Origin of the sequence: Winogradskyella bathintestinalis (assembly GCF_030407435.1) — a bacterium.
In the GTDB taxonomy this organism is placed as follows: Bacteria; Bacteroidota; Bacteroidia; order Flavobacteriales; family Flavobacteriaceae; genus Winogradskyella; species Winogradskyella bathintestinalis.
In genome coordinates this window covers 1,062,291-1,087,063 of sequence record NZ_JASDDK010000001.1, presented here as the reverse complement: position 1 = coordinate 1,087,063, position 24,773 = coordinate 1,062,291, and the positions used below count along the sequence as shown (strand labels likewise).

Genomic DNA, 24,773 nt, shown 5'->3' with positions numbered 1-24,773 from the left:
TTTTTATTGTTTAGAGCCATAAAATTAATATAATCACAACACAAATACGAAACAATTAACACTTGAAAAACACCGGAATCAGTAGTTAATTGAGTTACTGACACCTATAATAATTATATATTTTAAAAAATTATAATTATTATCATATTCATGAAAATGATCGAACATTCCTAACGACGCTTCTTCTTTTTGCGCTTCTTTCGCTTACTAAATCTTACCTTGTCTTCACTATTACGTTGGTTAAAAGGTACGGCATCATTAAACGTGTTTTTAGCATCACCTTTGGGCTTATTTTTACGCCATTTTTCGGTCTTTGCAGGAAGTAATACATCTAATAAATCTTGACGCCCAAGTTTGTTAAGTGTGTTTTTAATCCACGCTTTATTTTCGTCTTTATACCAGAAGAAAAAACGGTGCTGTTCGTCCTTTTCTTTTTTGGTTATGGGTGTGTTTACTTTTTTAAGTGTATAGGGATGATACCCACTATAATAAATAACCGTCGCCACAGTCATAGGCGTTGGAGTAAACCCTTGTACCTGCTCTAACTGGAAACCCATATCTTTGGTCTCTGCAGCAAGATTGGCCATATCCTCAACTTCACAAGCGGGATGATTCGATATAAAATAAGGAATCAACTGTAGTTTCAATCCTTTCTTAATATTTATCTTATCAAAACGTTCCTTAAACTTATGGAAGTATTTAAATGACGGCTTTCGCATCAATTTTAAAACAGGATCACTAGTATGTTCTGGCGCTACTTTAAGCCGACCAGAAACATGTTTAGTCATCACTTCTTCTGTATAATCATCTAATTCTTTTGGATCCGCATTCTTGTTAAATTCTGGCACTAACATATCATGTCTTATCCCCGAACCTATAAATGATTTCTTTACCTTTGGATGCTTATCAACGGCTTGATACAATTCCGTTAACGGTTTATGCGACGTATCTAAATTACTACAGATTACAGGTGAAATACAACTTGGTGCTACACACTTGTCGCAGATCGATTGTACTTTCCCTTTCATTTGATACATGTTGGCGCTTGGCCCACCAATATCGGACAAATAGCCTTTAAAATCTGGCATATTTGCCACGGTATCCACTTCTTTTAAAATCGATTCTTGACTACGAGAGGCGATAAATTTGCCTTGATGTGCCGAAATAGTACAAAAGCTACAACCACCAAAACACCCGCGATGTATGTTGATGGAAAATTTGATCATCTCAAACGCCGGAATAGGTCCTCGCTTATCATATTTAGGGTGTGGTAATCGTGTATAAGGCAAATCGAATGAAGCATCAATTTCTGCCTCAGTCATGGTTGGGTAAGGCGGATTAATCATTAACGTCTTATCTCCTACCTTCTGAAAAATACGCCTTGCCGCTAATTTATTAGACTCTTGCTCAATGATCTTAAAATTAGAGGCATATTGTTTTTTGTCCTTTAAACAGGTTTCATGCGATGAAATTTCTATATCTTCCCAATTGCTGTTTTTCGGAATTTTATCCTCTTTATTTAAAAGTACCGCTGTTTGGTTAACGGTGTTGATACTATTAAAAGGGACGCCTTTTTCGAGTAAACGAATCAATTCGCGCAAAGGTTGTTCTCCCATACCATAAACCAACATATCAGCTTTAGACGATTCTAAAATAGTTGGCATTAGCTTATCGCTCCAATAATCGTAATGGGTTACACGACGTAGAGACGCTTCAATACCTCCAATTAAAACGGGCGTGTCGGGCCATTTTTCTTTTAAGATATTCGAATATACTGTTGTCGCATAATCTGGTCGAAATCCTATGTCTCCATTTGGCGTATAAGCATCTTTATCTCGCTTCTTTTTATTCGCATTATAGTTGCTAATCATAGGATCCATACAACCACCTGTAACGCCAAAAAATAATCTTGGTTTTCCTAATTTTATAAAATCCTGAAGGTTATCATTTACATTGGGCTGTGGCACGATAGCCACACGCAAACCAAAACTTTCTAACATACGTCCAATAACAGCAGGTCCAAATGTTGGATGATCTACATAGGCATCTCCGCTAAACAGAATAACATCTAAGTATTCCCATCCGCGGATCTTCACCTCTTTGTTTGTGGTAGGTAACCAATCCGAAAGTTGCAATTCTTTTTTCACAGTGCAAAAGTAATTAAAATAGTAGCTCGAACATCACACTTTAACGTAGACGATAATAAATGATGTAATTTAAAGTGTTGTTTTTCAAAAGAGTCTACAAATCTAAAGCCTTTAAACTCTCCACTCTATTGCGCGCCAAGAAGTCGTCAATCGTTTCAAAATGTTCAATGACTCGTTTCTCTTTAAACTCGAATACCTTATTTGATAATCCTTGAAGAAAATCCCGATCATGAGACACTAGTATTAAAGTGCCGTCGAAATTCTTGAGCGCCTCTTTTAATACGTCTTTCGATTTTAAATCTAAGTGATTAGTAGGCTCATCGAGAATCAATAAATTAACAGGTTCCAGCAAAAGTTTTACCATCGCTAACCTTGTTTTTTCACCACCAGACAACACACTAACTTTTTTATCGATATCGTCGCCTCGAAACATAAAACCCCCTAAAATATTTTTAATTTGAGTTCTCACATCTCCTTTAGCCACTTCATCTACCGTTTGAAAAACCGTTAAGTTTTCATCTAACAAAGCGGCTTGGTTTTGGGCGAAATAACCCACTTTTACATTATGGCCTAAAGCACAAGTTCCTTCCACATCGATTTCTCCCAAAATGGCTTTTATCATAGTGGACTTTCCTTCTCCATTCCGACCGACAAAACAGACTTTTTCACCTCTTGAGATAGACATATTAGCATTTTTGAACACCACATGGTCGTCATAAGATTTAGACACATCTTTGACAGTTACAGGGTAATCTCCTGAACGTTGCGTTGTCGGAAACCGTAATCGCAAAGCCGACGTATCGACGTCATCAATTTCGATAATTTCTAATTTCTCGAGCATACGCTCACGCGATGACACTTGATTGGTTTTAGAATAGGTGCCCTTAAAACGGTCAATAAATGCTTGGTTATCGGCAATGAATTTCTGCTGTTCTTGATATGCCTTTATTTGGTGTGTGCGTCGGTCTTCACGCAATTGTAAGTAATGTGAATAATTGGCTTTATAATCATAAATTCGACCCATGGTCACTTCAATCGTACGATTAGTTATATTGTCAATAAACGCTCTATCGTGTGAAATAACCAAAACAGCATTCGCTTTATTCACTAAAAAATCCTCCAACCAAATCACGGATTCAATATCAATATGATTGGTAGGTTCATCCAACAAAATTAAGTCTGGTTTCTGTAATAAAATTTTTGCCAATTCAATACGCATGCTCCACCCACCAGAAAACGCGTTGGTTGGTCTGCTAAAATCGTCTTGTTTAAATCCCAAACCTTTAAGCGCTTTTTCCACTTCGGCATCATAGTTAACATCTTCTAAAGCATAATATTTCTCACCCAAATCGGAAACGCGCTCAATGATTTTCATATAGGCATCGGACTCATAATCGGTTCTAGTTTCCAACTGCTTGTTGAGCGTCTCCATTTCGTCGCGCATATCAAACACATGCGCAAAAGCTTTGGATGCTTCTTCAAAAACGGTAGCATTATCCTTAGTCAGCAAGTGTTGTGGTAAATAGGCAATAACCGTATCCTTAGGCGAACGCACATGACCCCGTGTAGCATTTTGAACACCTGCGATAATTTTCATCATGGTGGATTTTCCAGCTCCATTTTTACCCATCAAGGCAATTTTATCATTCTCATTAATTGTGAAAGACACATCACTAAAAAGTGTTTGCCCACTAAATTCTACCGCTAAATTATCTACTGAAATCATGGTTTGGATTTAAAAAGATTGCAAAATTACTAAATGGTTAAACATTATCTAAAAATGCAGGGCAAAATAATATATTCTTTCATTTCGGTTAATTCTAATTTTAAATACGTTAATGACTGCGCGTGTTTTCAGTTACTTTTATATTCAACGTAAAAACAATTATTATGAGTACTAATAGCGACAAAAACGATAAGCAAGAAAAAAATGAAACTAGTATCTCTGAAAGTGCCATCAATAAAAAAGAAGTTGATGGAAGAGATATTAATCATCAAGTAAAAGACCGACGCGAAAAACACCAACCAAGAGATAACGCGTAATACATAACTTTAAAAAGAAAACTATGATAATCACAAAACTTTTAGGATTAACGACCTTTATAACCAAAAGCAAAAAAGCAAAGATTGCCGTTTTAGGCATAGAAATCGCCGTTTTGGCTTATGCTCTATATCAGCAAAAATCGGAAGAAAAAAATAAACGGCTCAAATCTTAGAACTTGCACTTTTTGAAGTAATTTTGTGGTCGAATTTGAGACTATGAGTATTATTTCAACAGACATATCTAAAGCTGTAGCATTATTAACTGCAGAAGATATTGTGGCTATTCCGACTGAAACGGTTTATGGTTTAGCCGGAAATATTTACAGCGAAAAAGCTATAAAGGCGATTTTTGAAACCAAAAATCGCCCTTTTTTTAATCCACTCATTGTTCATATTCCTTCTATAAACACACTTCCTAATATTGTCGCATACATTCCTAAAAAAGCACAATTATTAGCAGAAGCCTTTTGGCCTGGCCCCATTACGTTAGTATTAAAAAAGAAAGCTAACATTCCAGATTTAATAACAGGAGGAAAAGATACGGTCGCCGTTCGAATTCCTAACCATACAACTACTCTAGAATTATTAAACCAGTTGGAATTTCCGTTGGCTGCACCAAGTGCCAATCCATTTAGTAGTATTAGTCCAACTACAGCACAACATGTAGAAACTTATTTTAAAGACAACATAAAAATGGTTTTAGACGGTGGAGCTTGCACAAGTGGTATTGAATCTACGATTATAGGATTTGAAAATGACGAACCTATTATTTATAGATTAGGTTCAACTGCTTTAGAAGATATCGAAGCCGTCGTGGGTCGTATAGAAATTAAGAACAAAAAGGAAATAAGTCCTGATGCACCTGGTATGCTGGAAAGACATTACGCACCAAAAACAAAAACCATCTTAACGACCAATATAAAAGAGGCTATTGAAAAATATGCTAACAAACGGATTGGCGTTTTAAATTTTAAATCTCAAATCGAATCTAATTCAATTAAGTTACAAATTGTTCTATCTAAAAAAGGAGATATGGCTGAAGCAGCTTCAAAGTTGTATGAATCACTACATCAATTAGATCAACATCATTTAGATGTCATTATAGCCGAACGTTTTCCTGATTATGGACTGGGTAAGTCCATCAATGATAGATTACAACGCGCCACAGCATAGGCTGAAAATCTAATTCCGTTACCTTATAGTCGTATACGATTATACAATTTATGTTATCTTTTATCTAAAATTAGTGACATTATACAAAATATCTTAGTTGCCACAGAATTAAAAAAACAAAGAACAATTACTTATCGACAAACCTGTCAACTCGCCGAGAGATTCAATTCTAAAATATGGTAAATACATATAGCTGCACCAAAATCAGACGTTGCAGGACTAGATGTTGACCTGGAGTATATAAGAAAATTTCTCGCCTCAGAGCTGAGAAATGAACATGAGCAACTTCAAGATTATGCCGATAACTTAAAAGTTAGAAATATACTGTGATGAGCTACAGGTATAGGGATCTGCTAAAGAAATGATATTAAAAGAATCAGAAAAGCTTAATATTAATCTCATTATTTTGGAATATACCACAATGTCTTCTATAAAGTCAAATATAGAAGTGTTACTAACAAATTGATTAACGTATCGAAAATACTAGTTTTAATAGTACCTTTTAATTGAAGATAAATCTTAACGTAGATCGAAAAAGTCAATTCGAAATTTTAGAAAAACTTAATAATTTATTCTAACGAATTCAATGCAACCTGATTATATGGAATTTAAGGATAAAAATATTATCATCAAGGTTTGGTAAATCAATTGTTTATCGTAAATTTGCAAACTCTTTTTTGAAGAGGAATGTTTAATCTTTTTGCGCTGTGAAGCGTAAATATAAATCAAATTAGTGTGGATACATTAAGCTACAAAACAGTTTCAGCTAACAAAGCTACCGTTAATAAGGGGTGGGTTTTAGTAGATGCTGAAGGACAAACTTTAGGTCGCTTAGCTTCAAGAGTAGCAATACTTTTAAGAGGTAAGCACAAACCTAATTTTACGCCACACGTTGATTGCGGTGACAACGTTATTGTTGTTAATGCTGAAAAAATCAACTTAACTGGTAACAAATGGACGGAAAAAAGTTACATCCGTCACACAGGTTATCCAGGTGGACAAAGAAGTTTGACGGCTACTGAATTATTTGGGAAAGACCCAAGTAGATTAGTAGAGAAGTCAGTAAAAGGAATGTTACCTAAAAACAAATTAGGAGCAACTCTTTTTAGAAATTTAACTGTTGTTACTGGTACTGAGCATGCTCATGCAGCTCAAAAACCAAAGACAATGAAATTAAACGAAATTAACTAATGGAAGTAATTCACAAAATTGGCCGTAGAAAGACGGCTGTTGCTCGTGTGTACCTTGCTGAAGGAAATGGCAAAATCACGGTGAACAAAAAAGACTTGGCGGATTATTTTAGTACGGCAACATTGCAGTACAAAGTAAACCAACCTTTAGCCTTGACTAACAATGATGGCAACTTTGATATTACTGTTAACGTATATGGAGGTGGTATCACCGGCCAGGCAGAAGCAATACGTTTAGGATTAAGTCGTGCTATGTGCGAACTAGATCCTGAAAACAGACTAGTATTAAAGCCAGAAGGTCTATTAACGAGAGACCCAAGAATGGTAGAGCGTAAGAAATTCGGTCAGAAGAAAGCGCGTAAGAAATTCCAATTCTCGAAACGTTAATATCCAAACAGCACTTAGTTCAGAGCTTGTTTTTTCAAGCTCTGGATTATTTTATTTTATTGAAATTACAATTGTTTTGAAGTGATTTGGGGCGATTAAAAATATTCCAAAATAAATTTGGAATAAAGTTTAGCATCTAAATGATTAAGGCGCGCTAAAGCAACCACTTAGTCATTGCTAATTTAACAGAACGTAAACTATTACAAAAATGGAAAAAGTAGAAGTAAAAGAATTACTTGAAGCAGGTGTACACTTCGGTCACCTAACGCGTAAGTGGAACCCAAACATGGCTCCATACATCTATATGGAACGTAACGGTATCCATATTATCAACCTTTACAAAACAGCAGCAAAAATTGAAGAAACTTCTGAAGCGTTAGCTAAAATAGCAGCATCAGGAAAGAAAATTTTATTCGTTGCTACAAAAAAACAAGCTAAAGACATCGTTGCTGATAAAGCAGGTGCCGTAAATCAACCTTATATTACTGAGCGTTGGCCAGGTGGAATGTTAACTAACTTTGTTACTATTAGAAAAGCTGTAAAGAAAATGGCTTCTATTGACAGAATGAAGAAAGATGGAACATTCAACTCTTTATCTAAAAAAGAACGTTTACAAGTTAACCGTTTACGTGCAAAATTAGAAAAGAATTTAGGTTCTATTTCTGACATGACACGTTTACCAGGTGCTTTATTCGTAGTTGATATTATGCGTGAGCACATTGCTATCAAAGAAGCTCAAAAATTAAATATCCCAATCTTCGCTATGGTAGATACCAATTCTGACCCTCGTGAAGTTGATTATTTAATTCCTGCTAATGATGATGCTTCAAAATCTGTAGATAAAATCTTATCTATCGTAACTTCTGCTATCGCAGATGGATTAAACGAAAGAAAAGCAGAACGTGCAGATAAAGATTCAAAATCTAAAAAAGGAGAAGCAAAAGCTAAACCTGCAAAAAAAGCTGAAAAAGCAGACGTTGCTGATCAAGAAGAAGAATAAACAACATTTATACAATATTGAAAGTCATTTAGTTGTTTTTCTTGTCCTGAACATTGTTGAAAGGATTATCGAAAATTAATTGAATGACTTTTTTAAATTTAAAAACTATGGAAAATACTGTAAAAGTTACAGCAGCAGAAGTAAACAAGCTAAGACAAGCAACTGGTGCTGGTATGATGGATTGTAAAAAAGCTTTAGTTGAAGCTGGTGGTGATTTTGATAAAGCCATTGAAGTTTTACGTAAGAAAGGACAAAAAGTTGCAGAAAAAAGAGCTGACAGAGATTCTTCAGAGGGAGCTGCTGTGGCTAAAATTAATGCAGACAACACCGCTGGTGTTGCTATTGTATTAGGTTGTGAAACTGATTTTGTTGGTAAAAATGAAAAATTCGTAGCATTAGCAAATGATTTAGCTGATATTGCTCTTAACCACGATACTAAAGAAGCTTTTTTAGCTGCTGATTTTGATGGTATGTCGGTTTCTGAGAAACTCGTTGAACAAACTGGAGTTATTGGTGAAAAATTAGACATTACGGCTTTTGAGAAATTAGAAGCTCCTTACGTCGGACAATATGTTCACATTAATAAAATTGCTGCTTTAGTAGGTCTATCTGATAAAGTTGATAACGTTGAAACCTTAGTAAAAGATGTTGCAATGCAAGTTGCTTCAATGGGTGCAACAACTTTATCTTACAAGGATTTTGATTCAGAATTTATCGCATCAGAAACTGAGGCACGTATCGCTGTTATTGAAAAAGACAATATTGAATTAGGACGTTTAGGTAAAACTTTAAAGAACGTACCAAGTTATATCTCTATGGCGCAGTTAACTCCCGAAGTTATCGCTGAAGCTGAAGAAGCTGCAAAAGCAGAATTAAAAGCTGAAGGTAAGCCAGAGCAGATTTGGGACAGAATTTTACCAGGTAAAATGGAACGTTTCATTTCTGATAACACTACCTTAGATCAAGAAAAATGTTTATTAGATCAAAAGTTTATTAAAGACGAAAAGCAAACGGTTGCTGAGTATGTTAAAACTTATGGTGACGTTGCAGTTACTGGTTTTAAACGTGCTACTGTCGGATAACCTATAAACTCTAAATATTTTTAGCGTTAAAATAATGCTTCTCAGAAATGAGAGGCATTTTTTTTGCATTTTTTTCACTTTTACAGAAGCTAATAATTACGTAGCTTTGCTCAACTTTTAATCTTTCTAGAGGAACGAGGCGCAATGACGTATTAATTTTCGAATTATATAACGTATCGAATTACCTTAAACCTCATATAGAAATAGAAACTATTTAATGAAATATAAAAGAATACTACTAAAATTATCTGGCGAAGCTTTAATGGGCAATCGTCAATATGGTATTGATCCAGAGCGTTTATTTGAATATGCTAAGGATATTAAAGAAATAATTGATTTAGGTGTAGAAGTCGCTATCGTTATCGGAGGTGGAAATATTTTTAGAGGTGTTGCCGGGGCTATGAATGGTATGGATCGTGTACAAGGAGATCACATGGGAATGTTAGCTACCGTAATCAACGGCTTAGCATTGCAAAATGCACTCGAGGATGCCGATGTAAAAACACGTTTGCAAACGGCCATAAAAATAAATGAAGTAGCAGAACCATTCATTAGAAGAAAAGCAATGAGTCATCTGAGAAAAGGACGGGTTGTAATTTTTGGTGGTGGCACCGGAAATCCGTATTTTACTACAGATTCAGCGGCCGTTTTGAGAGCTATTGAAATTGAAGCGGATGTCATTTTAAAGGGTACCCGTGTAGACGGTATTTATACCGCAGATCCGGAATTAGACACCACTGCGGTTAAATTTGATAATATATCTTTTAAAGATGTTCTTAGTAAAGGATTAAAAGTAATGGATACCACTGCATTTACTTTAAGCCAAGAAAACAACCTACCTATTATTGTTTTTGATATGAACAAAAAAGGAAACTTGCTTAAAGTTGTTTCTGGAGAAAATATAGGCACAAAAGTCAACTAAAAGGTTTTACCTTAAATTTTGATAATCGTAAATTAAAATTTTAACATTATGAATGAAGACATTAAATTTATAATCGACACAGCAAAAGAATCTATGGATGCGGCCTTAAAGCATTTAGAAAAGCAACTCGTTAATATTAGAGCTGGTAAAGCTAGTCCTGCCATGTTAGGCAGCGTTATGGTTGATTATTATGGTTCACAAACCCCATTGAGCCAAGTGGCTAATGTCAATACACCAGATGGTAGAACTATTACTGTCCAGCCTTGGGAAAAATCTATGCTTCAAGAAATTGAACGTGGAATCATGTTAGCCAATTTAGGCTTTAATCCGATGAATAACGGAGATACCATTATAATTAATGTACCCCCGTTAACTGAAGAACGTCGAAAAAATTTAGCGAAACAGGCTAAAGCTGAAACGGAAGATGCCAAAGTTGGTATTAGAAACGCCCGTAAAGAAGCAAATAATGATATAAAGAATGCCGATGTATCTGAAGATCTTCAGCAAAATGCGGAAATTGACATCCAATCTTTAACGGATACTTACGTAAAAAAAATAGATACAATTTTAGACGTTAAAGAAAAAGAGATTATGACCGTTTAATCAAATCTCAAAGTGCTAAACATCCCTCTCAATTTGGGATGTTTTTATTTAATCAATAGTTTTAATTAATAAATATGCCAAAGCTTCTATTTGTTGTCTTTCTTTTAGCGTATGCAACAAATTGTTATGCTCAAATTACAATGGCTGAAATAGATTCAATTAAAACAGCACAAGATTCCATAAAAAAAAGTGCATATCTTAAAAATATTGGTAACGGATACTTACCGTTAAATTATTTCGATCTAGACTTACGATACCTCATAAAATTTAACCAATATGAAGGTTTTAGAACAGGTCTTGGAGGAGTAACTAATGATCGGTTCTCAGAATGGTTTCGAATTAATTCTTATGTGGTTTATGGATTTAAAGATCATCGTTTTAAATATAAGATCGGAGGCGGACTTAGGTTAAAGGAATCTACCAACACATGGTTGAATTTTGCCTATAAAGATGATTTACAAGAAACAGGGAGTTCATCCTTTTTAACAGATAAACGTTTCTTCACTTTTTTTGAACCACGATTATTAAATATTGACTTGTTCCATAAATATATTCAAAAGTCGGTGTCTTTAGAGCACACATTTAGCAATCACTTACTATCGGAGACGGCGTTTTCAGTTAATAAAATAGATCCTACTTATAATTACACGTATGCTTTAGATGGCGAAAACTATAATACGTTCGATTTAAGTATGGCTCAAGTTAGTCTGCAATGGAGTCCGTTTAGTGCTTTTGATATTGTAGAGGATAATGTTGTGACGATAAAGGACGGCTATCCGAAATTTACGGTTCAACTCACTCAAAGTTTCAAATCCATTTTTGGAAGCGACTTTAATTTTTCGAAAGTAGATTTTAGAACTATTCAAAAATTCAATCACAAAAATAATGCTACTACAAAACTTACATTAGTAGCAGGTATTGCTGGTGGTGATGCCCCATTAACTCATTTGTATCATGCTTATCCTAATAATATCACCAAGGAAACCATTCTTCAACGTTTTTCTGTAGCGGGATTAAATAGTTTTGAAACCATGTATTTTAATGAGTTTTTTAGCGATAAGTTTTCAACCTTACAAATAAAACATGTCTTACCCCCTTTTAAAATTTCAGAGCGTTTTAAGCCGCAATTAGTTTTAATATCACGTTACGCTATAGGAGATATGAATAGTAAACGGAGGCACCAAGGTGTTGCATTTGAAACCTTGAGACACGTCTATTCAGAATCTGGTTTTGAAATTAACAAATTACTTTTTGGTTTTGGATTAAGTTTTGCCTATCGATATGGTGGTTATCACTTACCAAATTTTGAAGATAATATTGCTTTTAAGTTTACCTTTAATATTTCATTATAATCCTGTTAATTACCCAACAAATTATCAGCTTTTTTCTACCTTTGCGACCAATTAAATTGGTGTATGTCTAAACTTTCTACTACCGGATTTTGGGAGGCTGTTGCGAGACTTATTCTTCGTAATAAAATCTTTATACTAATTGCTATTGTGTTAACCACTGTGTTTTTCAGTATGCAATGGAAACACATGCGCTTTACTTTTACTGAAGCCAATCTACTACCCGACGATCACGAGGTTAATCTCATCTATAATGATTTTTTAGAAGTTTTTGGTGAAGAAGGTAATTTGATAGTTTTAGGTGTAAAAGATTCTAGTTTATTTACAGTTCAAAACCTCAATGCTTGGCATAAACTCGCCAGTTCATTTAAACCCTACAATGAAGTAGAATCCGTTTTATCTGTAAAGGATCTTCAAAAGCTAGTAAAAAACACGGAGAAAGAACAATTTGATTTAGAACCCTTTATCAAGGATTCCATCCATAGTATAGAAGAAATACAGCAGCTTCAAGACCAATTATTTAAACAATATCCATTTTACGATAATTTCTTATTCAATACGGAAACGAAAACGATTCGGACCGCTATATATATGAGGAAAGATATCGTTAATACCTCTGCTAGAAAAGATTTTATCATTGACGAATTTTTACCAAAGGTGGATCGTTTCGAAGCTGAAACAGGACTCGATGTCAGAATTTCAGGAATGCCCTACATTCGTACCTTAAACTCTAAGAGTATTGTTGATGAAATTCCTATTTTTATTGGAGCAGCTCTTTTCGTAACCTCATTAATCTTTTTTCTATTTTTTAGATCTTTTAGAGCCACATTCATATCACTTATTGTGGTATGTTTTGGAGTGATGTGGACCTTTGGGATCATAGGTTTACTAGGTTATGAAATTACGGTTTTAACAGCTTTAATCCCACCGTTAATTATCGTTATCGGTATTCCGAATTGTATTTTCCTTATAAATAAATATCAACACGAAGTAAAATCTCATGGCAATAAGGTAAGGTCTTTACAACGTGTTATTACCAAAGTTGGCAATGCCACTTTGATGACCAATATAACTACAGCCTCTGGTTTTGCGACATTTATTCTTACTGAAAGTAAATTACTTAAAGAATTTGGTATCGTAGCTTCATTGAGCATTGTAGCCATTTTTATTTTGTGTTTACTTATCATTCCTATTCTTTATACGTTTTTACCTTATCCTAAAGAACGTCACTTAGAACATCTAAATAAACGCTGGATCGGTGCTTTTGTGAATTGGATGGAGAATATGGTTAGACATAGAAAAATAACCATTTATATTACTGCGCTAATTTTAATTATTGGCAGCATTATTGGAATTTATCAGATTAAAATTTCTGGAAGTTTGATTGAGGACATGCCTCAAGATACCGAGTTTTTTAGCGATATACGGTTTTTTGAATCTGAATTTGACGGTATAATGCCTTTGGAAATTATGATAGATTCCAAACGCAAAAAAGGAGTGATGAAATTAGCAACTTTAAAGCGTATGGAACAATTGGAAGAACTAATTGATGACATTCCAGAATTATCGCGTCCAATTTCAGTAGTAAGTTTGGTTAAGTACAGTAAACAAGCTTACTATAACGGCAACCCTAAATATTACCAATTGCCAACGAGCCAAGAAAATAGTTTTATTTTGTCTTATGCTAAAAATTCAACTTCAGATGTTGATTTATTAAGCAATTTTGTAGACAGTACAGGCCAATATGCACGTATCACTACTTTTATGAAGGATATTGGAACGGCTAAAATGGAACGTATTCAAGAGGATCTTCAAACTAAAATAAATAAGGTATTCCCCAATGAGCGCTATGAAGTGATTATGACAGGTAAAGCTTTAGTTTTTCAAAAAGGAACGAAGTATTTAGTGAAAAATCTAGCCATTTCACTTACGCTTGCTATTGTTCTTATTGCTTTATTTATGGCTTACCTATTCCGCTCATTTAAGATGATTATTGTATCGTTAATACCCAATCTATTACCGCTTTTAGTCACGGCGGGTTTAATGGGCTACGTGGGAGTACCAATAAAGCCATCGACCATATTGGTATTCAGTATTGCTTTTGGTATATCTGTAGATGATACCATACACTTTTTGGCAAAATATAGACAAGAATTGCAAGCTAACCATTGGAAAATTAGAAAATCCGTTTACGCCGCGTTACGAGAAACTGGAGTCAGTATGATTTATACTTCCATTGTATTATTCTTTGGCTTTTCGGTATTTACCATTTCAAGTTTTGGCGGAACAGTTGCATTGGGCGCTTTAGTATCTATCACCTTATTATTCGCTATGCTTTCTAATTTACTGTTATTACCTTCACTATTATTATCTTTAGAGCGAAACATTGCAAATAAAGAAGTGTTGAGAGAGCCTTCAATAAATATCATTCCTTCTGAAGACGAAAATCACTTAGAACAAAACGATAAAAACTTATAATAGCATTCAAAATAATTTAAAAATGACTTCAAAAACTGTAGCCCAATTATTATCACAAGCTGAAACTCCGCAAGATGTTACCATAAAAGGTTGGGTAAGAACTTTTAGAGCTAACCGATTTATTGCCTTAAATGATGGTTCTACTATAAATAATATTCAATGTGTTGTCGATTTTGAAAATTTTGACGAAGCACTCTTAAAACGAATAACCACAGGTGCAGCTATTCATGTTACTGGAGAATTAGTTGAAAGTCAAGGAAAAGGACAATCGGTTGAAATTGTGGTAAAGACTTTAGAAATTTTAGGAGATTCAGATCCTGAAACGTATCCTATTCAACCTAAGAAGCACTCTTTTGAATTTTTAAGAGAAAATGCACATTTACGCACCAGAACAAATACATTCAGTGCAGTAATGCGATTAAGATCGTCTTTATCATTTGCGATACATAAATATTTTAATGAAAACGGTTTCAATTACATGCACACCCCAATAGTAACAGGTAGTGATGCTGAAGGTGCAGGCGAAATGTTTAAAGTTTCAAATTTAGACGCTAAAAATCCACCATTAAATGAAGATGGTTCAATAAATTATAAAGAAGATTTTTTTGGAAAGGAAACTAACTTAACGGTTTCTGGTCAGTTAGAAGCCGAAACCTATGCCATGTCTTTAGGCAAGGTTTATACTTTTGGACCAACATTTAGAGCAGAAAATTCTAATACATCACGTCACTTAGCAGAATTCTGGATGATTGAACCCGAAGTGGCTTTTATGGACTTGGCGGGTAATATGGATTTAGCGGAGGACTTTATGAAATCCGTTTTGAGTGATATTCTTAAAAACAATAAAGAAGATTTAGAGTTTTTAGAAAAGCGTTTGTTAGACGAAGAAAAAACAAAACCACAAGCCGAACGTAGTGCTATGAGTTTAATTGAAAAAATTAAGTTTGTGGTCGATAACAATTTTAAGCGTGTAAGCTACACTGAGGCTATTGATATACTAAGAAATTCAAAGCCTAATAAAAAGAAGAAATTCAACTATATAATTAATGAATGGGGAGCAGATTTACAGTCTGAGCACGAACGATATTTAGTTGAAAAACATTTTAAATGTCCGGTAATATTGTTTGATTATCCCGCTGATATTAAAGCGTTTTACATGCGTTTAAACGAACCAGACGATCAAGGAAGAGAAACGGTTAGGGCCATGGACATTTTATTTCCTGGTATTGGTGAAATGGTAGGAGGTTCGCAACGTGAAGAACGTTTGGACGTTTTAAAAGAAAAGATGAAAGCTTTAGATATTGACGAAAAAGAATTATGGTGGTATCTAGATTTGCGTAAATACGGAACAGCCGTACACTCTGGCTTTGGATTAGGATTTGAGCGTCTGGTAATGTTCGCTACAGGCATGGGCAATATTAGAGATGTTATTCCTTATCCTAGAACTCCACAGAACGCAGAATTTTAATTGCTAAATGATATACCTGACAGGTTTTAGAAAGCTGTCAGGTTTTTTTATTACATTTATAATCAACAGAAATTTATGTCCTTAAAGCAATTTTTACAATTTAAGCTCTCTCAAAAGCTTTCTCCGCAGCAGATTCAACTCATGAAGTTGATTCAGTTGCCTACACAAGCATTTGAACAACGTTTAAAACAAGAGTTAGAAGAAAATCCTGCTTTGGATACTGGGAAAGAATCAGAAGCTTCTGAAGACAATTTTGATGAATTTGATAATTCCGATGAGGATTATAATGATAATGATACTATTGAAGCCGATGACATTAATATTGACGAATACTTAAGCGACGACGAAATACCAGATTATCGCACACGTGCTAGTAATTATAGTGCCGATGATGAACAAAAAACCGTACCCTATGCTGCGGGCACATCGTTTACACAGCATTTAATTAATCAATTAAATACATTTCGTTTAAACGAACAAGAAGAAGAAATTGCTTATTTCTTGGTGGGCAGTGTAGATGAAAGTGGCTATATACGTCGTTCGTTATCCGACATTACAGATGATTTGGCTTTTACCCAAAATGTTTATACATCTGTAGAAGAGGTTGAAAAAGTGTTGCAAATTGTGCATCAATTAGACCCGGCTGGCGTTGGTGCTCGAAATCTTCAAGAATGTTTGAGCATACAATTGCATCGAAAAGAGCAGCATCCCGATGTGGAACTGGCTACGACTATAATAGATAATGGTTTTGAGCAATTTACAAAAAAGCATTATAAAAAGTTAATGCAGAAATTTGATATTAACGAAAATCAATTAAAAGAGGCTATTGAAGAAATAGAACGACTCAACCCAAAACCTGGCGGTTCTTATGCAGGTAACAATAAAATTGTAGAACATATTGTTCCGGACTTTGCTATAAAGATTATTGATGGAGAATTAGAGTTAACCCTAAATGGCAGAAATGCGCCAGAATTGCACGTATCGCGTGAATATAATAATATGCTTAAAGGTTACAAAGAGACGAAAGAAAAATCTAAAGCTCAAAAAGATGCCGTAATGTTCATTAAGCAAAAACTAGATGCAGCGAAATGGTTTATTGAGGCAGTAAGGCAGCGTCAACAGACTTTATTTGTAACTATGAGTTCTATTATGCATTATCAAAAAGAATACTTCTTAACTGGTGATGAGCGTAATTTACGACCTATGATCTTAAAGGATATTGCAGATGAAATCGAAATGGACGTTTCTACCATTTCTCGTGTAGCGAATAGTAAATATGTTGATACTCCTTATGGAACAAAATTGATTAAAGAATTCTTTTCTGAATCCATGACTAATGATCAAGGTGAAGAAGTTTCAACAAGAGAGATTAAAAAAATTCTTGAAACAGTTATCGAAGAAGAAAGTAAAAAGAAACCAATGACAGACGAAGCCCTGTCTAAAATACTAAAAGAAAAAGGTTATCCCATTGCGAGACGAACTGTTGCAAAATACAGGGAACAGCTAGATATACCTGTAGCACGATTAAGAAAGGAATTATAAAACGCCTTAATGAAAAACCATATTTTAAAAGGCATATCATTTGTGTTTCATCCCTTAATAATGCCATTAATGGGTGTGTTATTTTACTTTTCTAAAACACCTCGTTTTATTCCGTTGCCGGTGATGAAGGCCAAGATATTTTCTATAGTTATTCTTACTATAATTCTACCTATTTTACTTTTCTTTTTACTTAAAACAATAAATAAAGTCGATTCGATTTATTTAAAAAGTACTAAAGAGCGATTGATTCCACTTTTTATAAATAGTGTAATTATTTTATTAATTCTCATTAGGGTTATCACCCCAAGTGAAATGATAGAATTATATTATTTCTTTTTAGGTATACTTTGCTCTACTCTCACCTGTTTTATATTAGCAGGTTTTAAAATTAAAGCAAGCATTCATATGATTGCTGCATCGGGATTTTTTATGTTTGCTGTGGCTATAGGTCTACATTACCATATAAATATTAATGGTACAATTGCGCTTATGATGATCATTATTGGAGCTATTGCAACTTCTCGTCTACATCTAAAAGCTCATACTAATCAAGAATTACTCATTGGTATAATTACAGGTGTGGGACCGCAACTTTTACTATTGAATTATTGGTTATAGGATATAAAACATTAAACCAATTTTAACTGGTTTCATATTAATGGTTTCACCTTTAAGTTTATAATTGGATTCAAAGATAGGATTCAAACCATAGAAGACATGAAAATTCCATCTACCGTAACCAACACTCAGTGTTAAACCATATTGAAGTTTATTAAAACTATCGCTATTATACAGTTTTTCATCTTGTATGTTGCTATTAAATTTTGTAACACTGTAAAGCAAATAACCCATTTTAAAGCCAGAATAAATACGCCAAAAATCATAATTGCTGGTAGTAGATGTTCTCCACCTAAACTCTATTGGTACCTCTATTACATAGGTATTGAATTTATTTTTAGAAACGTTATAATCGTCTTCATCAATAATACTAAATCGCGCTGTATTATTAATTTCTTCTATAAAAAGATTTTTCTGATGATATGAGTTTACAGATAATCCTAATCCTAAACCAATAGCGACATTACGTCTTGTATTAATAGGCATATCTCTTATAAACCCCAAGTGAAATCCAGAAGAGAAACCACTTTGAGAAACATTATTAGGCTTTTCATTAAGTAAATTGTAGGTGATAGACGCATAAAATTGATCTTCTCTATAGTTCTCGTAGAAATCAGATTTTTCGACATCTGTTTGCGCTATGCTCAAAAAACCGATGAGTTGTAATAAAAGAAAAACATATCTTTTCATAATGATAAAACTACAAAAAGTTTAAATTACTTCACATAAAAAAAACGCCTTGATTTCTCAAGACGTTTCTATTTAAAATTAAGAATATTAACTTTTATTCATCTGTTTTTGTATTTGCAATATACATTACTTTTAATGCATTCGCTTTACGAAGTTCTTGCTTAACGTCTGATACTAAACCAGCATTGGTATTTTTATCGACTTTAAGACCTACGACAACTTTACTTTGAAGCTCTTCATTCATTTCACCAATACCTTGATAAACCGAAGATTGAACCTCTTCAACCGTTATAAAAGCATCGTTATATTGAATTCTAGGCTCCTTACCAAATTGTTTGTACTGTTCACTAGGCTTACCAGCATAGATAAAAATAGTTCTATCTTTCTTTAGCTTTTCAACTTGATCTGCACTTGGTAATTGATTTTCAATCATTAAAGAACTGTCTCGCATTACAGTTGCGACCATAAAAAAGAAAAGCAACATAAATACAATATCTGGAAGTGATGCCGTCGAAATTGCTGGCAATTCACCTTTATCCTTTTTTCTAAACTTAGACATATTTATTTGTTTTAATTTTTATCAGGTTCTGCTTCAGACAATTTCATAGGATACAATTTCTTAATGGTCTCAATACGATCATTAAGCACTTCATCCTTACTAAATTGGTTCTTTTCTTTCTCTTCTAACATTGCAGTAAACACATTGTCTGCATCTGGATAGTACTTCTTATAAAGGCGTTCAGCTTCACGCTCCCTAAGGAAATTGTACGCTGCTACCAATTCATTTTGTACTTCCATATACTTCTCATAGGTGGTTTCTCTATCATGTTTCATAGAGATAATTGCTTTATCAGGATGATCGGACGACGAGTCATCTCTAGCTCCTTTGCAATAATCACAAGACTCACCTGCTGGGTTAGTACCTCCACCATTATCTAAAAAATCAATGGCTGCTTCTCTTAAATCATCTAACGCCATTTCTTCGTCTTCAACGAGTAATTGGTTATTACGATTTATTAGAACAGTAAAAAGATTCTTTTGCTTAATTATTGGTGGTTCATATTCTGTATCATCAATAGGAGGCAAACTTCTTAATAGTCCTTTGTCTTTTTCAATAGTGGTTGTTACTAAGAAAAAGATAAGTAATAAGAAGGCAATGTCAGCCATTGATCCTGCATTAACTTCGGGTGCTGCTCTTTTTGCCATATTATTTATTTACTGATTATTTTTTTAACTCCTGAGAATATCATGGTTATTGCAGCCACTGCTAATAGCACGTAAAACGCTATTAAGCCTGCCCCTACCATGTGAGATTCACCAGTTGTTGCCAACTCGTCTCCATTTTTATAAGCCATGGTATCGCCACCAGAGACTACATAAGCTATAATCAATACTGCTGCAAACGCACCAACACCTATTAGAGTACTTTTAAGAGACGCTGTATTTGTAAAGAGGTTTTGTATAACAAAAATCAATACAAATAGCACAACCATTCCTAATATAATATAGGCCGTCCAAGCCATAGGCTCAAATAAACCTGCTTTTTCACCCGTTTCCATTGCTTCGTCACCGGCTGCAAGTATTCTCACTAGAGAAACTATACCGATTAAAGCTAAAACTGCGGCTATTATTTTTAATATTTTGTGCATCATTGTTTTTTATTTTTTGTGTCTTACTAATAAATCCATCAATGTGATAGACGCATCTTCCATATCATTTACAATACTATCAATCTTAGCAATGATATAATTGTAAAATATTTGAAGTATAATCGCTACGATAAGACCAAATACCGTTGTTAATAGTGCTACTTTAATACCACCTGCTACTAAAGAAGGTTGCATATCACCAGCAGCTTCAATTTTATCGAAAGCTTGAATCATACCAATTACCGTACCCATGAAACCAAGCATTGGCGCCAAAGCGATAAATAATGAAATCCAAGAGACATTCTTTTCTAATTGTCCCATCTGTACACCACCATAAGCAACTACAGCTTTTTCGGCAGCATCGATATCCTCGTTAGCTCTATCTAATCCTTGATAGAATATAGAAGCAACAGGTCCTTTTGTATTTCTACAAACTTCCTTTGCAGCTTCGATACCACCAGAATTTAGTGCATCTTCAACGTTTTGGGTTAATTTTCTAGTGTTTGTTGTTGAAAGGTTTAAAAAGATAATTCTCTCAATAGCAATCGCTAATCCAAGAATTAAACATAGTAGTACAATACCCATAAAGCCTGGACCACCTTCAATAAAACGCTTTTTTAATTCTTGGTGAAAACTCAAATCTTCTTCTGCTACTGCAGTTTCGTCTTGAGTTACACTTGTTACAGTTGCTGTTGTTGTAGCGAATGTTGTTGCATTGGCGTTAACAGTTCCGATAGCCATTAAACATGTTATGGCAAGGATAGAAAATAATCTCTTCATTGTTCTGATTTCTTAATTTTATTAGTTAAAGTGTTAAAGATAAAAAAAATTATGTAACAATCGCATAAAATATAAGCAGAGAGGAAGGGATTCGAACCCTCGATACCCTTTTGGAGTATACACACTTTCCAGGCGTGCGCCTTCGACCACTCGGCCACCTCTCTGTAAATTTAATTAAAAATTACATTGTGCCAAATAACGAAAAAATCTTCAAACACTAAAATTTAAACCGTTATTTTTAGGACATTTCTCCCCTTAAGGAAGTTTCAAAATAAAATTTAAAATCGTTATGAGCGACTTTCTCTCCTAATAGATACATCATTTTAGCTATTGCGGCTTCGGTGGTAATGTCTCTACCTGAGATGATTCCAATAGATTTTAATTGCGAACTGGTTTCATATTGCCCCATATTTACACTTCCTCCTACACATTGTGTAACATTTACAATATGTAAGCCTTTTTTAATCGCGTTTTTCAGCAAATCTAAAAACCACGTCTCTGTAGTGGCATTTCCAGAACCATAAGTTTCTATGATTAGGCCTTTAATTAATTTACTTGTAAGAATTGCTTCGCAAATAGGTCTTGAAATTCCCGGGAATAATTTTAAGACTCCAATATCAGAGTCCATTGCTGTGCGGATAATCAATTCTGAATTTGGCTTTGGTTTCCATAAATGTTCTGAATTCACATTTAGGTGCACTCCAGATTCCGCTAAATGCGGATAGTTATAAGACTCAAATGCTTCAAAATGTTCGGCATTTAATTTTGTGGTTCTATTTCCTCTATATAATTTGTATTCAAAATATAATCCAACCTCTCTAATTACTGGCCATCCATTAATCTGTAAAGATGCCATTTGTATTGACGTAATTAAGTTTTCTTTAGCGTCAGTCCTTAAGTCTCCTATAGGCAATTGTGAGCCTGTTAGAATCACAGGCTTTGCAAGATTTTCTAACATGAAACTAAGAGCTGAAGCGGTATAACTCATGGTATCGCTACCATGAAGGACTACAAAACCATCAAATTTAGAATAATTATCACCTATTATTGTAGCAATATCTCCCCAGTATTTCGGATTCATGTTTGAGGAATCGATAGGGTCTTTAAAAGAAACCGTATCTATAGTACAGTCTAATAAGCGCAATTCGGGGATTCTATCTAAAAGACTTGAAAAATCGAAAGCTTTTAAGGCACCAGTATCTGCATTTTTTATCATACCAATAGTCCCACCTGTATATATTAATAGTATGTGCGGTTGTTTTGTCATTTAAATTCCGAATATAGCTTTTGAATTTTCTGTAGTAATAGTAGCGATTTCTTTTTCGCTTTTGCCATAAAGTTCTACTAATTTTTCTAATACTTTATTGACATAAGCACTCTCATTCCTTTTACCTCTATAAGGTTTTGGAGCTAAGTAAGGTGAATCAGTTTCTAAAACGATATGTTTTAATTCTATTTGACTTATATATTGATCAATTTTACCATTTTTAAAAGTGACCACTCCTCCTATACCTAATTTCATATTATAAGAAATAGCCTTTTTTGCTTGTTCTAATGTACCTGTAAAACAATGGAAGATCCCGAATAAATCACTGCCTTGTTCTTGATCTAGAACCTGAAAAATTTCATCGAAAGCTTCTCTGCAATGAATGACAATTGGCAATTGATATTTTTTGGCTAACTTAATTTGATACTTAAAGGCTTCAATTTGAATGTCTAAAGTAGATTTGTCCCAATATAAATCGATACCAATTTCGCCTATAGCATAGAATTTTCGTTTTTGCAATAAATCTTCAACATGGTTTAACTCTTCTTTATAATTATCTTTTACAGAAGTTGGATGCAAACCCATCATTAAAAACACGTGCTCAGGAAAATCTTTTTCTAGCTGAAGCATCGCCTCAGTATGAGTAGAATCAATAGCCGGAATAAAAAAACGTTTTACATTGGCATCAATAGCACGTTGCATCATTTCTGCTCTATCATTATCAAAAGCATTACTATATAAATGGGTGTGTGTGTCAGTAATTATCATTTTGCAAAAGTAAGGGTTTAAAGACTTATACCAATACCTTCTTAAATTTAGATACTTTAAGCCTGTCTTTTCTATTTAGGTATCAATTTTATTCTAATTACTATTATTAAGAATTAAGTATTTTTATTCTGTTTATAGTAAAATAAGTAACGAACACTACCAATTCTTATCTTTGTACAAATTAATAACAAATGGAAACACTTAAGGAATTTTTAATTGCAAAAGGCTATTCTAAGGTTAAATTGAAATTTACAAAAACCAATCATTTTGAAATCAAAGCATCAATTAATGGAATAAAAGGCCGCTTTATATTAGACACTGGTGCTTCTAATAGTTGTGTAGGTTTTGAAGCTATTGAACGTTTTAAACTCAAAGTAAAAGATTCTGAAATTAAAGCTGTTGGAGCTGGGGCTTCAGATATGTTAACACAAATTTCTAAATCTAATGCTATTAAAGTCGGTAAATGGAAGAAAAATCGGGTACCATTGATACTGTTTAATCTTTCGCATGTTAACAACGGTTTAATAAACCATAATGCAGACCCCGTGGATGGTATTATCGGTGCTGACGTTTTAAAAAAAGGCAAGGCAATTATTGATTATGAGAAAAAATACCTGTATTTAAAATTGTAATAAATTTCGTATATTAAAGAATCTTATTACCTTTAAAGTCCATTGAATTAATAGCAAAATGAAACCCACAATCATTATAGCTGATGACCATCCACTTGTACTTAAAGGTCTGCAAGATTTCTTAATCGAAAAGGACTTTAATATTTTAGCTAGTGCTAAAAACGGGAAAGAAGCTTTAAGTTTAATTAAAGCACATACTCCAGACATTGCTATATTGGATATAAAAATGCCATTCTTATCTGGGCTAGAAATTGCTGCGAAATGCAGAGCTGAGCAAATTACAACCAAAATTATAGTTATAACCTTTGAAAAAGACGAGAACATATATAATGAAGCTAAATCATTAGGTGTGTATGGTTATATATTAAAAGAATTTGCATTAGAAGAAATTGAAGTTTGCATCGCGTCTGTTCAAACAAATAAAGCCTATTTCAGTCCGGATTTATTAAAGTTTATAGAATTACAAGAACGACCGAAATATTTTGATGATTTAACATTGCATGAAAAAAATATTGTAAAATTAATTTCTAATAATAAAACAGGTGTAGAAATAGCAGACGTACTCTCCATATCGACAAGAACGGTAGAAAAACATAAAAGCAACATTATCAGAAAACTAAAATTAGAAAGCAAACAAAATAGCCTACTTATATGGGCTAAAGAAAATTCCACCTTTATTAATTCATAATTGTAAAAAGCAAAAAATACGTAAAGTTACGTATAGGATGGTTTTGTTTTTATTACGAAATTTACAGCAGTGATTTAATTGTTACGATTGAATCATTGTTATTAATTAAGGGTTAATAACGAGCTATTAATTAGTTCTTAGGGGATTATTAAAACCTCGGGCAATCGTCCGAGGTTTTTTTTATGCATTAAAACGTCTATGCAATTAACCTTTAAATGTTGGTATTCCTATAACAAGCTCATAAATAAAAGTTGCAGACACCAATAAATCAGCAAATTAAACAGATAGGATAAGGGA

The 24,773-nt window shown here is 33.8% G+C and carries 25 protein-coding genes and 1 tRNA gene; 16 read left to right on the top strand and 10 right to left on the bottom strand.

Features of this window, described 5'->3' with window-relative positions:
• Positions 1 to 170: 170 nt before the first annotated feature.
• Both QMA06_RS04525 and QMA06_RS04520 read right to left on the bottom strand, forming a co-directional pair.
• Entirely contained in the window at positions 171 to 2,147 is a 1,977-nt protein-coding gene (locus tag QMA06_RS04525) for a YgiQ family radical SAM protein (protein ID WP_290205661.1), read from the bottom strand.
• A gap of 94 nt (positions 2,148 to 2,241) precedes the next feature.
• On the bottom strand, positions 2,242 to 3,873 hold the full coding sequence (locus tag QMA06_RS04520; RefSeq protein WP_290205660.1) for an ABC-F family ATP-binding cassette domain-containing protein: 1,632 nt from the start codon (positions 3,871 to 3,873) through the stop codon (positions 2,242 to 2,244).
• A 164-nt stretch (positions 3,874 to 4,037) separates the two neighbouring features.
• Between QMA06_RS04520 and QMA06_RS04515 the strand changes: the two genes are divergently transcribed.
• From QMA06_RS04515 to QMA06_RS04450, 14 genes are all read left to right on the top strand, one after another.
• Positions 4,038 to 4,190 carry a hypothetical protein gene (locus QMA06_RS04515; protein WP_290205659.1) on the top strand — a complete coding sequence of 51 codons (153 nt, stop codon included), beginning with the start codon at positions 4,038 to 4,040 and terminating at the stop codon, positions 4,188 to 4,190.
• A gap of 23 nt (positions 4,191 to 4,213) precedes the next feature.
• Complete coding sequence (locus tag QMA06_RS04510; protein ID WP_290205658.1) at positions 4,214 to 4,363, top strand: hypothetical protein; 150 nt, start codon at positions 4,214 to 4,216, stop codon at positions 4,361 to 4,363.
• 43 nt (positions 4,364 to 4,406) lie between these two features.
• A complete protein-coding gene (locus tag QMA06_RS04505; RefSeq protein WP_290205657.1) occupies positions 4,407 to 5,363 on the top strand; it encodes an L-threonylcarbamoyladenylate synthase in 957 nt (318 codons plus the stop codon).
• Between the two features lie 735 nt (positions 5,364 to 6,098).
• Positions 6,099 to 6,554 (top strand): 50S ribosomal protein L13, encoded by a 456-nt coding sequence (rplM, locus tag QMA06_RS04500; protein WP_290205656.1) that lies wholly within the window; start codon positions 6,099 to 6,101, stop codon positions 6,552 to 6,554.
• Positions 6,554 to 6,940 carry a 30S ribosomal protein S9 gene (gene rpsI / locus QMA06_RS04495; RefSeq protein WP_290205655.1) on the top strand — a complete coding sequence of 129 codons (387 nt, stop codon included), beginning with the start codon at positions 6,554 to 6,556 and terminating at the stop codon, positions 6,938 to 6,940. Before rplM ends, rpsI begins: the two co-directional genes overlap by 1 nt.
• A gap of 208 nt (positions 6,941 to 7,148) precedes the next feature.
• Positions 7,149 to 7,940 carry a 30S ribosomal protein S2 gene (gene rpsB, locus QMA06_RS04490; RefSeq protein ID WP_290205654.1) on the top strand — a complete coding sequence of 264 codons (792 nt, stop codon included), beginning with the start codon at positions 7,149 to 7,151 and terminating at the stop codon, positions 7,938 to 7,940.
• Between the two features lie 107 nt (positions 7,941 to 8,047).
• Complete coding sequence (gene tsf, locus QMA06_RS04485; RefSeq protein ID WP_290205653.1) at positions 8,048 to 9,022, top strand: translation elongation factor Ts; 975 nt, start codon at positions 8,048 to 8,050, stop codon at positions 9,020 to 9,022.
• 217 nt (positions 9,023 to 9,239) lie between these two features.
• Positions 9,240 to 9,944 carry a UMP kinase gene (gene pyrH, locus QMA06_RS04480; protein ID WP_290205652.1) on the top strand — a complete coding sequence of 235 codons (705 nt, stop codon included), beginning with the start codon at positions 9,240 to 9,242 and terminating at the stop codon, positions 9,942 to 9,944.
• A gap of 48 nt (positions 9,945 to 9,992) precedes the next feature.
• A complete protein-coding gene (frr, locus tag QMA06_RS04475) occupies positions 9,993 to 10,547 on the top strand; it encodes a ribosome recycling factor (RefSeq protein ID WP_290205651.1) in 555 nt (184 codons plus the stop codon).
• Between the two features lie 74 nt (positions 10,548 to 10,621).
• A complete protein-coding gene (locus tag QMA06_RS04470) occupies positions 10,622 to 11,899 on the top strand; it encodes a DUF5686 family protein (RefSeq protein ID WP_290205650.1) in 1,278 nt (425 codons plus the stop codon).
• 63 nt (positions 11,900 to 11,962) lie between these two features.
• Entirely contained in the window at positions 11,963 to 14,374 is a 2,412-nt protein-coding gene (locus QMA06_RS04465) for an efflux RND transporter permease subunit (RefSeq protein ID WP_290205649.1), read from the top strand.
• 22 nt (positions 14,375 to 14,396) lie between these two features.
• On the top strand, positions 14,397 to 15,842 hold the full coding sequence (gene asnS, locus QMA06_RS04460) for an asparagine--tRNA ligase (protein ID WP_290205648.1): 1,446 nt from the start codon (positions 14,397 to 14,399) through the stop codon (positions 15,840 to 15,842).
• 75 nt (positions 15,843 to 15,917) lie between these two features.
• Entirely contained in the window at positions 15,918 to 17,384 is a 1,467-nt protein-coding gene (gene rpoN / locus QMA06_RS04455) for an RNA polymerase factor sigma-54 (protein WP_290205647.1), read from the top strand.
• Positions 17,385 to 17,393: 9 nt separating this feature from the next.
• On the top strand, positions 17,394 to 18,002 hold the full coding sequence (locus QMA06_RS04450) for a hypothetical protein (RefSeq protein ID WP_290205646.1): 609 nt from the start codon (positions 17,394 to 17,396) through the stop codon (positions 18,000 to 18,002).
• Here QMA06_RS04450 and QMA06_RS04445 read toward each other — a convergent pair.
• From QMA06_RS04445 to QMA06_RS04410, 8 genes are all read right to left on the bottom strand, one after another.
• Positions 17,997 to 18,692 carry a porin family protein gene (locus QMA06_RS04445; protein ID WP_290205645.1) on the bottom strand — a complete coding sequence of 232 codons (696 nt, stop codon included), beginning with the start codon at positions 18,690 to 18,692 and terminating at the stop codon, positions 17,997 to 17,999. The genes QMA06_RS04450 and QMA06_RS04445 overlap by 6 nt on opposite strands.
• Positions 18,693 to 18,786: 94 nt before the next feature.
• Positions 18,787 to 19,251: an ExbD/TolR family protein gene (locus QMA06_RS04440; protein ID WP_290205644.1), complete on the bottom strand. Its 465-nt coding sequence runs from the start codon at positions 19,249 to 19,251 to the stop codon at positions 18,787 to 18,789.
• Positions 19,252 to 19,262: 11 nt separating this feature from the next.
• Positions 19,263 to 19,898, bottom strand: coding sequence for an ExbD/TolR family protein (locus QMA06_RS04435; protein ID WP_290205643.1), 636 nt, complete (start codon positions 19,896 to 19,898; stop codon positions 19,263 to 19,265).
• Between the two features lie 5 nt (positions 19,899 to 19,903).
• Complete coding sequence (locus QMA06_RS04430; protein WP_290205642.1) at positions 19,904 to 20,344, bottom strand: hypothetical protein; 441 nt, start codon at positions 20,342 to 20,344, stop codon at positions 19,904 to 19,906.
• A gap of 6 nt (positions 20,345 to 20,350) precedes the next feature.
• The gene (locus QMA06_RS04425) at positions 20,351 to 21,121 is read right to left on the bottom strand and encodes a MotA/TolQ/ExbB proton channel family protein (protein ID WP_290205641.1); all 771 of its coding nucleotides are present in this window, start codon (positions 21,119 to 21,121) and stop codon (positions 20,351 to 20,353) included.
• Positions 21,122 to 21,197: 76 nt separating this feature from the next.
• Positions 21,198 to 21,285: transfer RNA gene (locus tag QMA06_RS04420), tRNA-Ser, on the bottom strand.
• 74 nt (positions 21,286 to 21,359) lie between these two features.
• The gene (locus QMA06_RS04415) at positions 21,360 to 22,388 is read right to left on the bottom strand and encodes an asparaginase (protein ID WP_290205640.1); all 1,029 of its coding nucleotides are present in this window, start codon (positions 22,386 to 22,388) and stop codon (positions 21,360 to 21,362) included.
• On the bottom strand, positions 22,389 to 23,156 hold the full coding sequence (locus QMA06_RS04410) for a TatD family hydrolase (protein WP_290205639.1): 768 nt from the start codon (positions 23,154 to 23,156) through the stop codon (positions 22,389 to 22,391).
• Between the two features lie 191 nt (positions 23,157 to 23,347).
• Here QMA06_RS04410 and QMA06_RS04405 point away from each other — a divergent pair, with 191 nt between their 5' ends.
• On the top strand, positions 23,348 to 23,788 hold the full coding sequence (locus QMA06_RS04405) for a retropepsin-like aspartic protease (protein WP_290205638.1): 441 nt from the start codon (positions 23,348 to 23,350) through the stop codon (positions 23,786 to 23,788).
• 58 nt (positions 23,789 to 23,846) lie between these two features.
• Complete coding sequence (locus QMA06_RS04400) at positions 23,847 to 24,476, top strand: response regulator (RefSeq protein WP_290205637.1); 630 nt, start codon at positions 23,847 to 23,849, stop codon at positions 24,474 to 24,476.
• Positions 24,477 to 24,773: the final 297 nt, after the last annotated feature.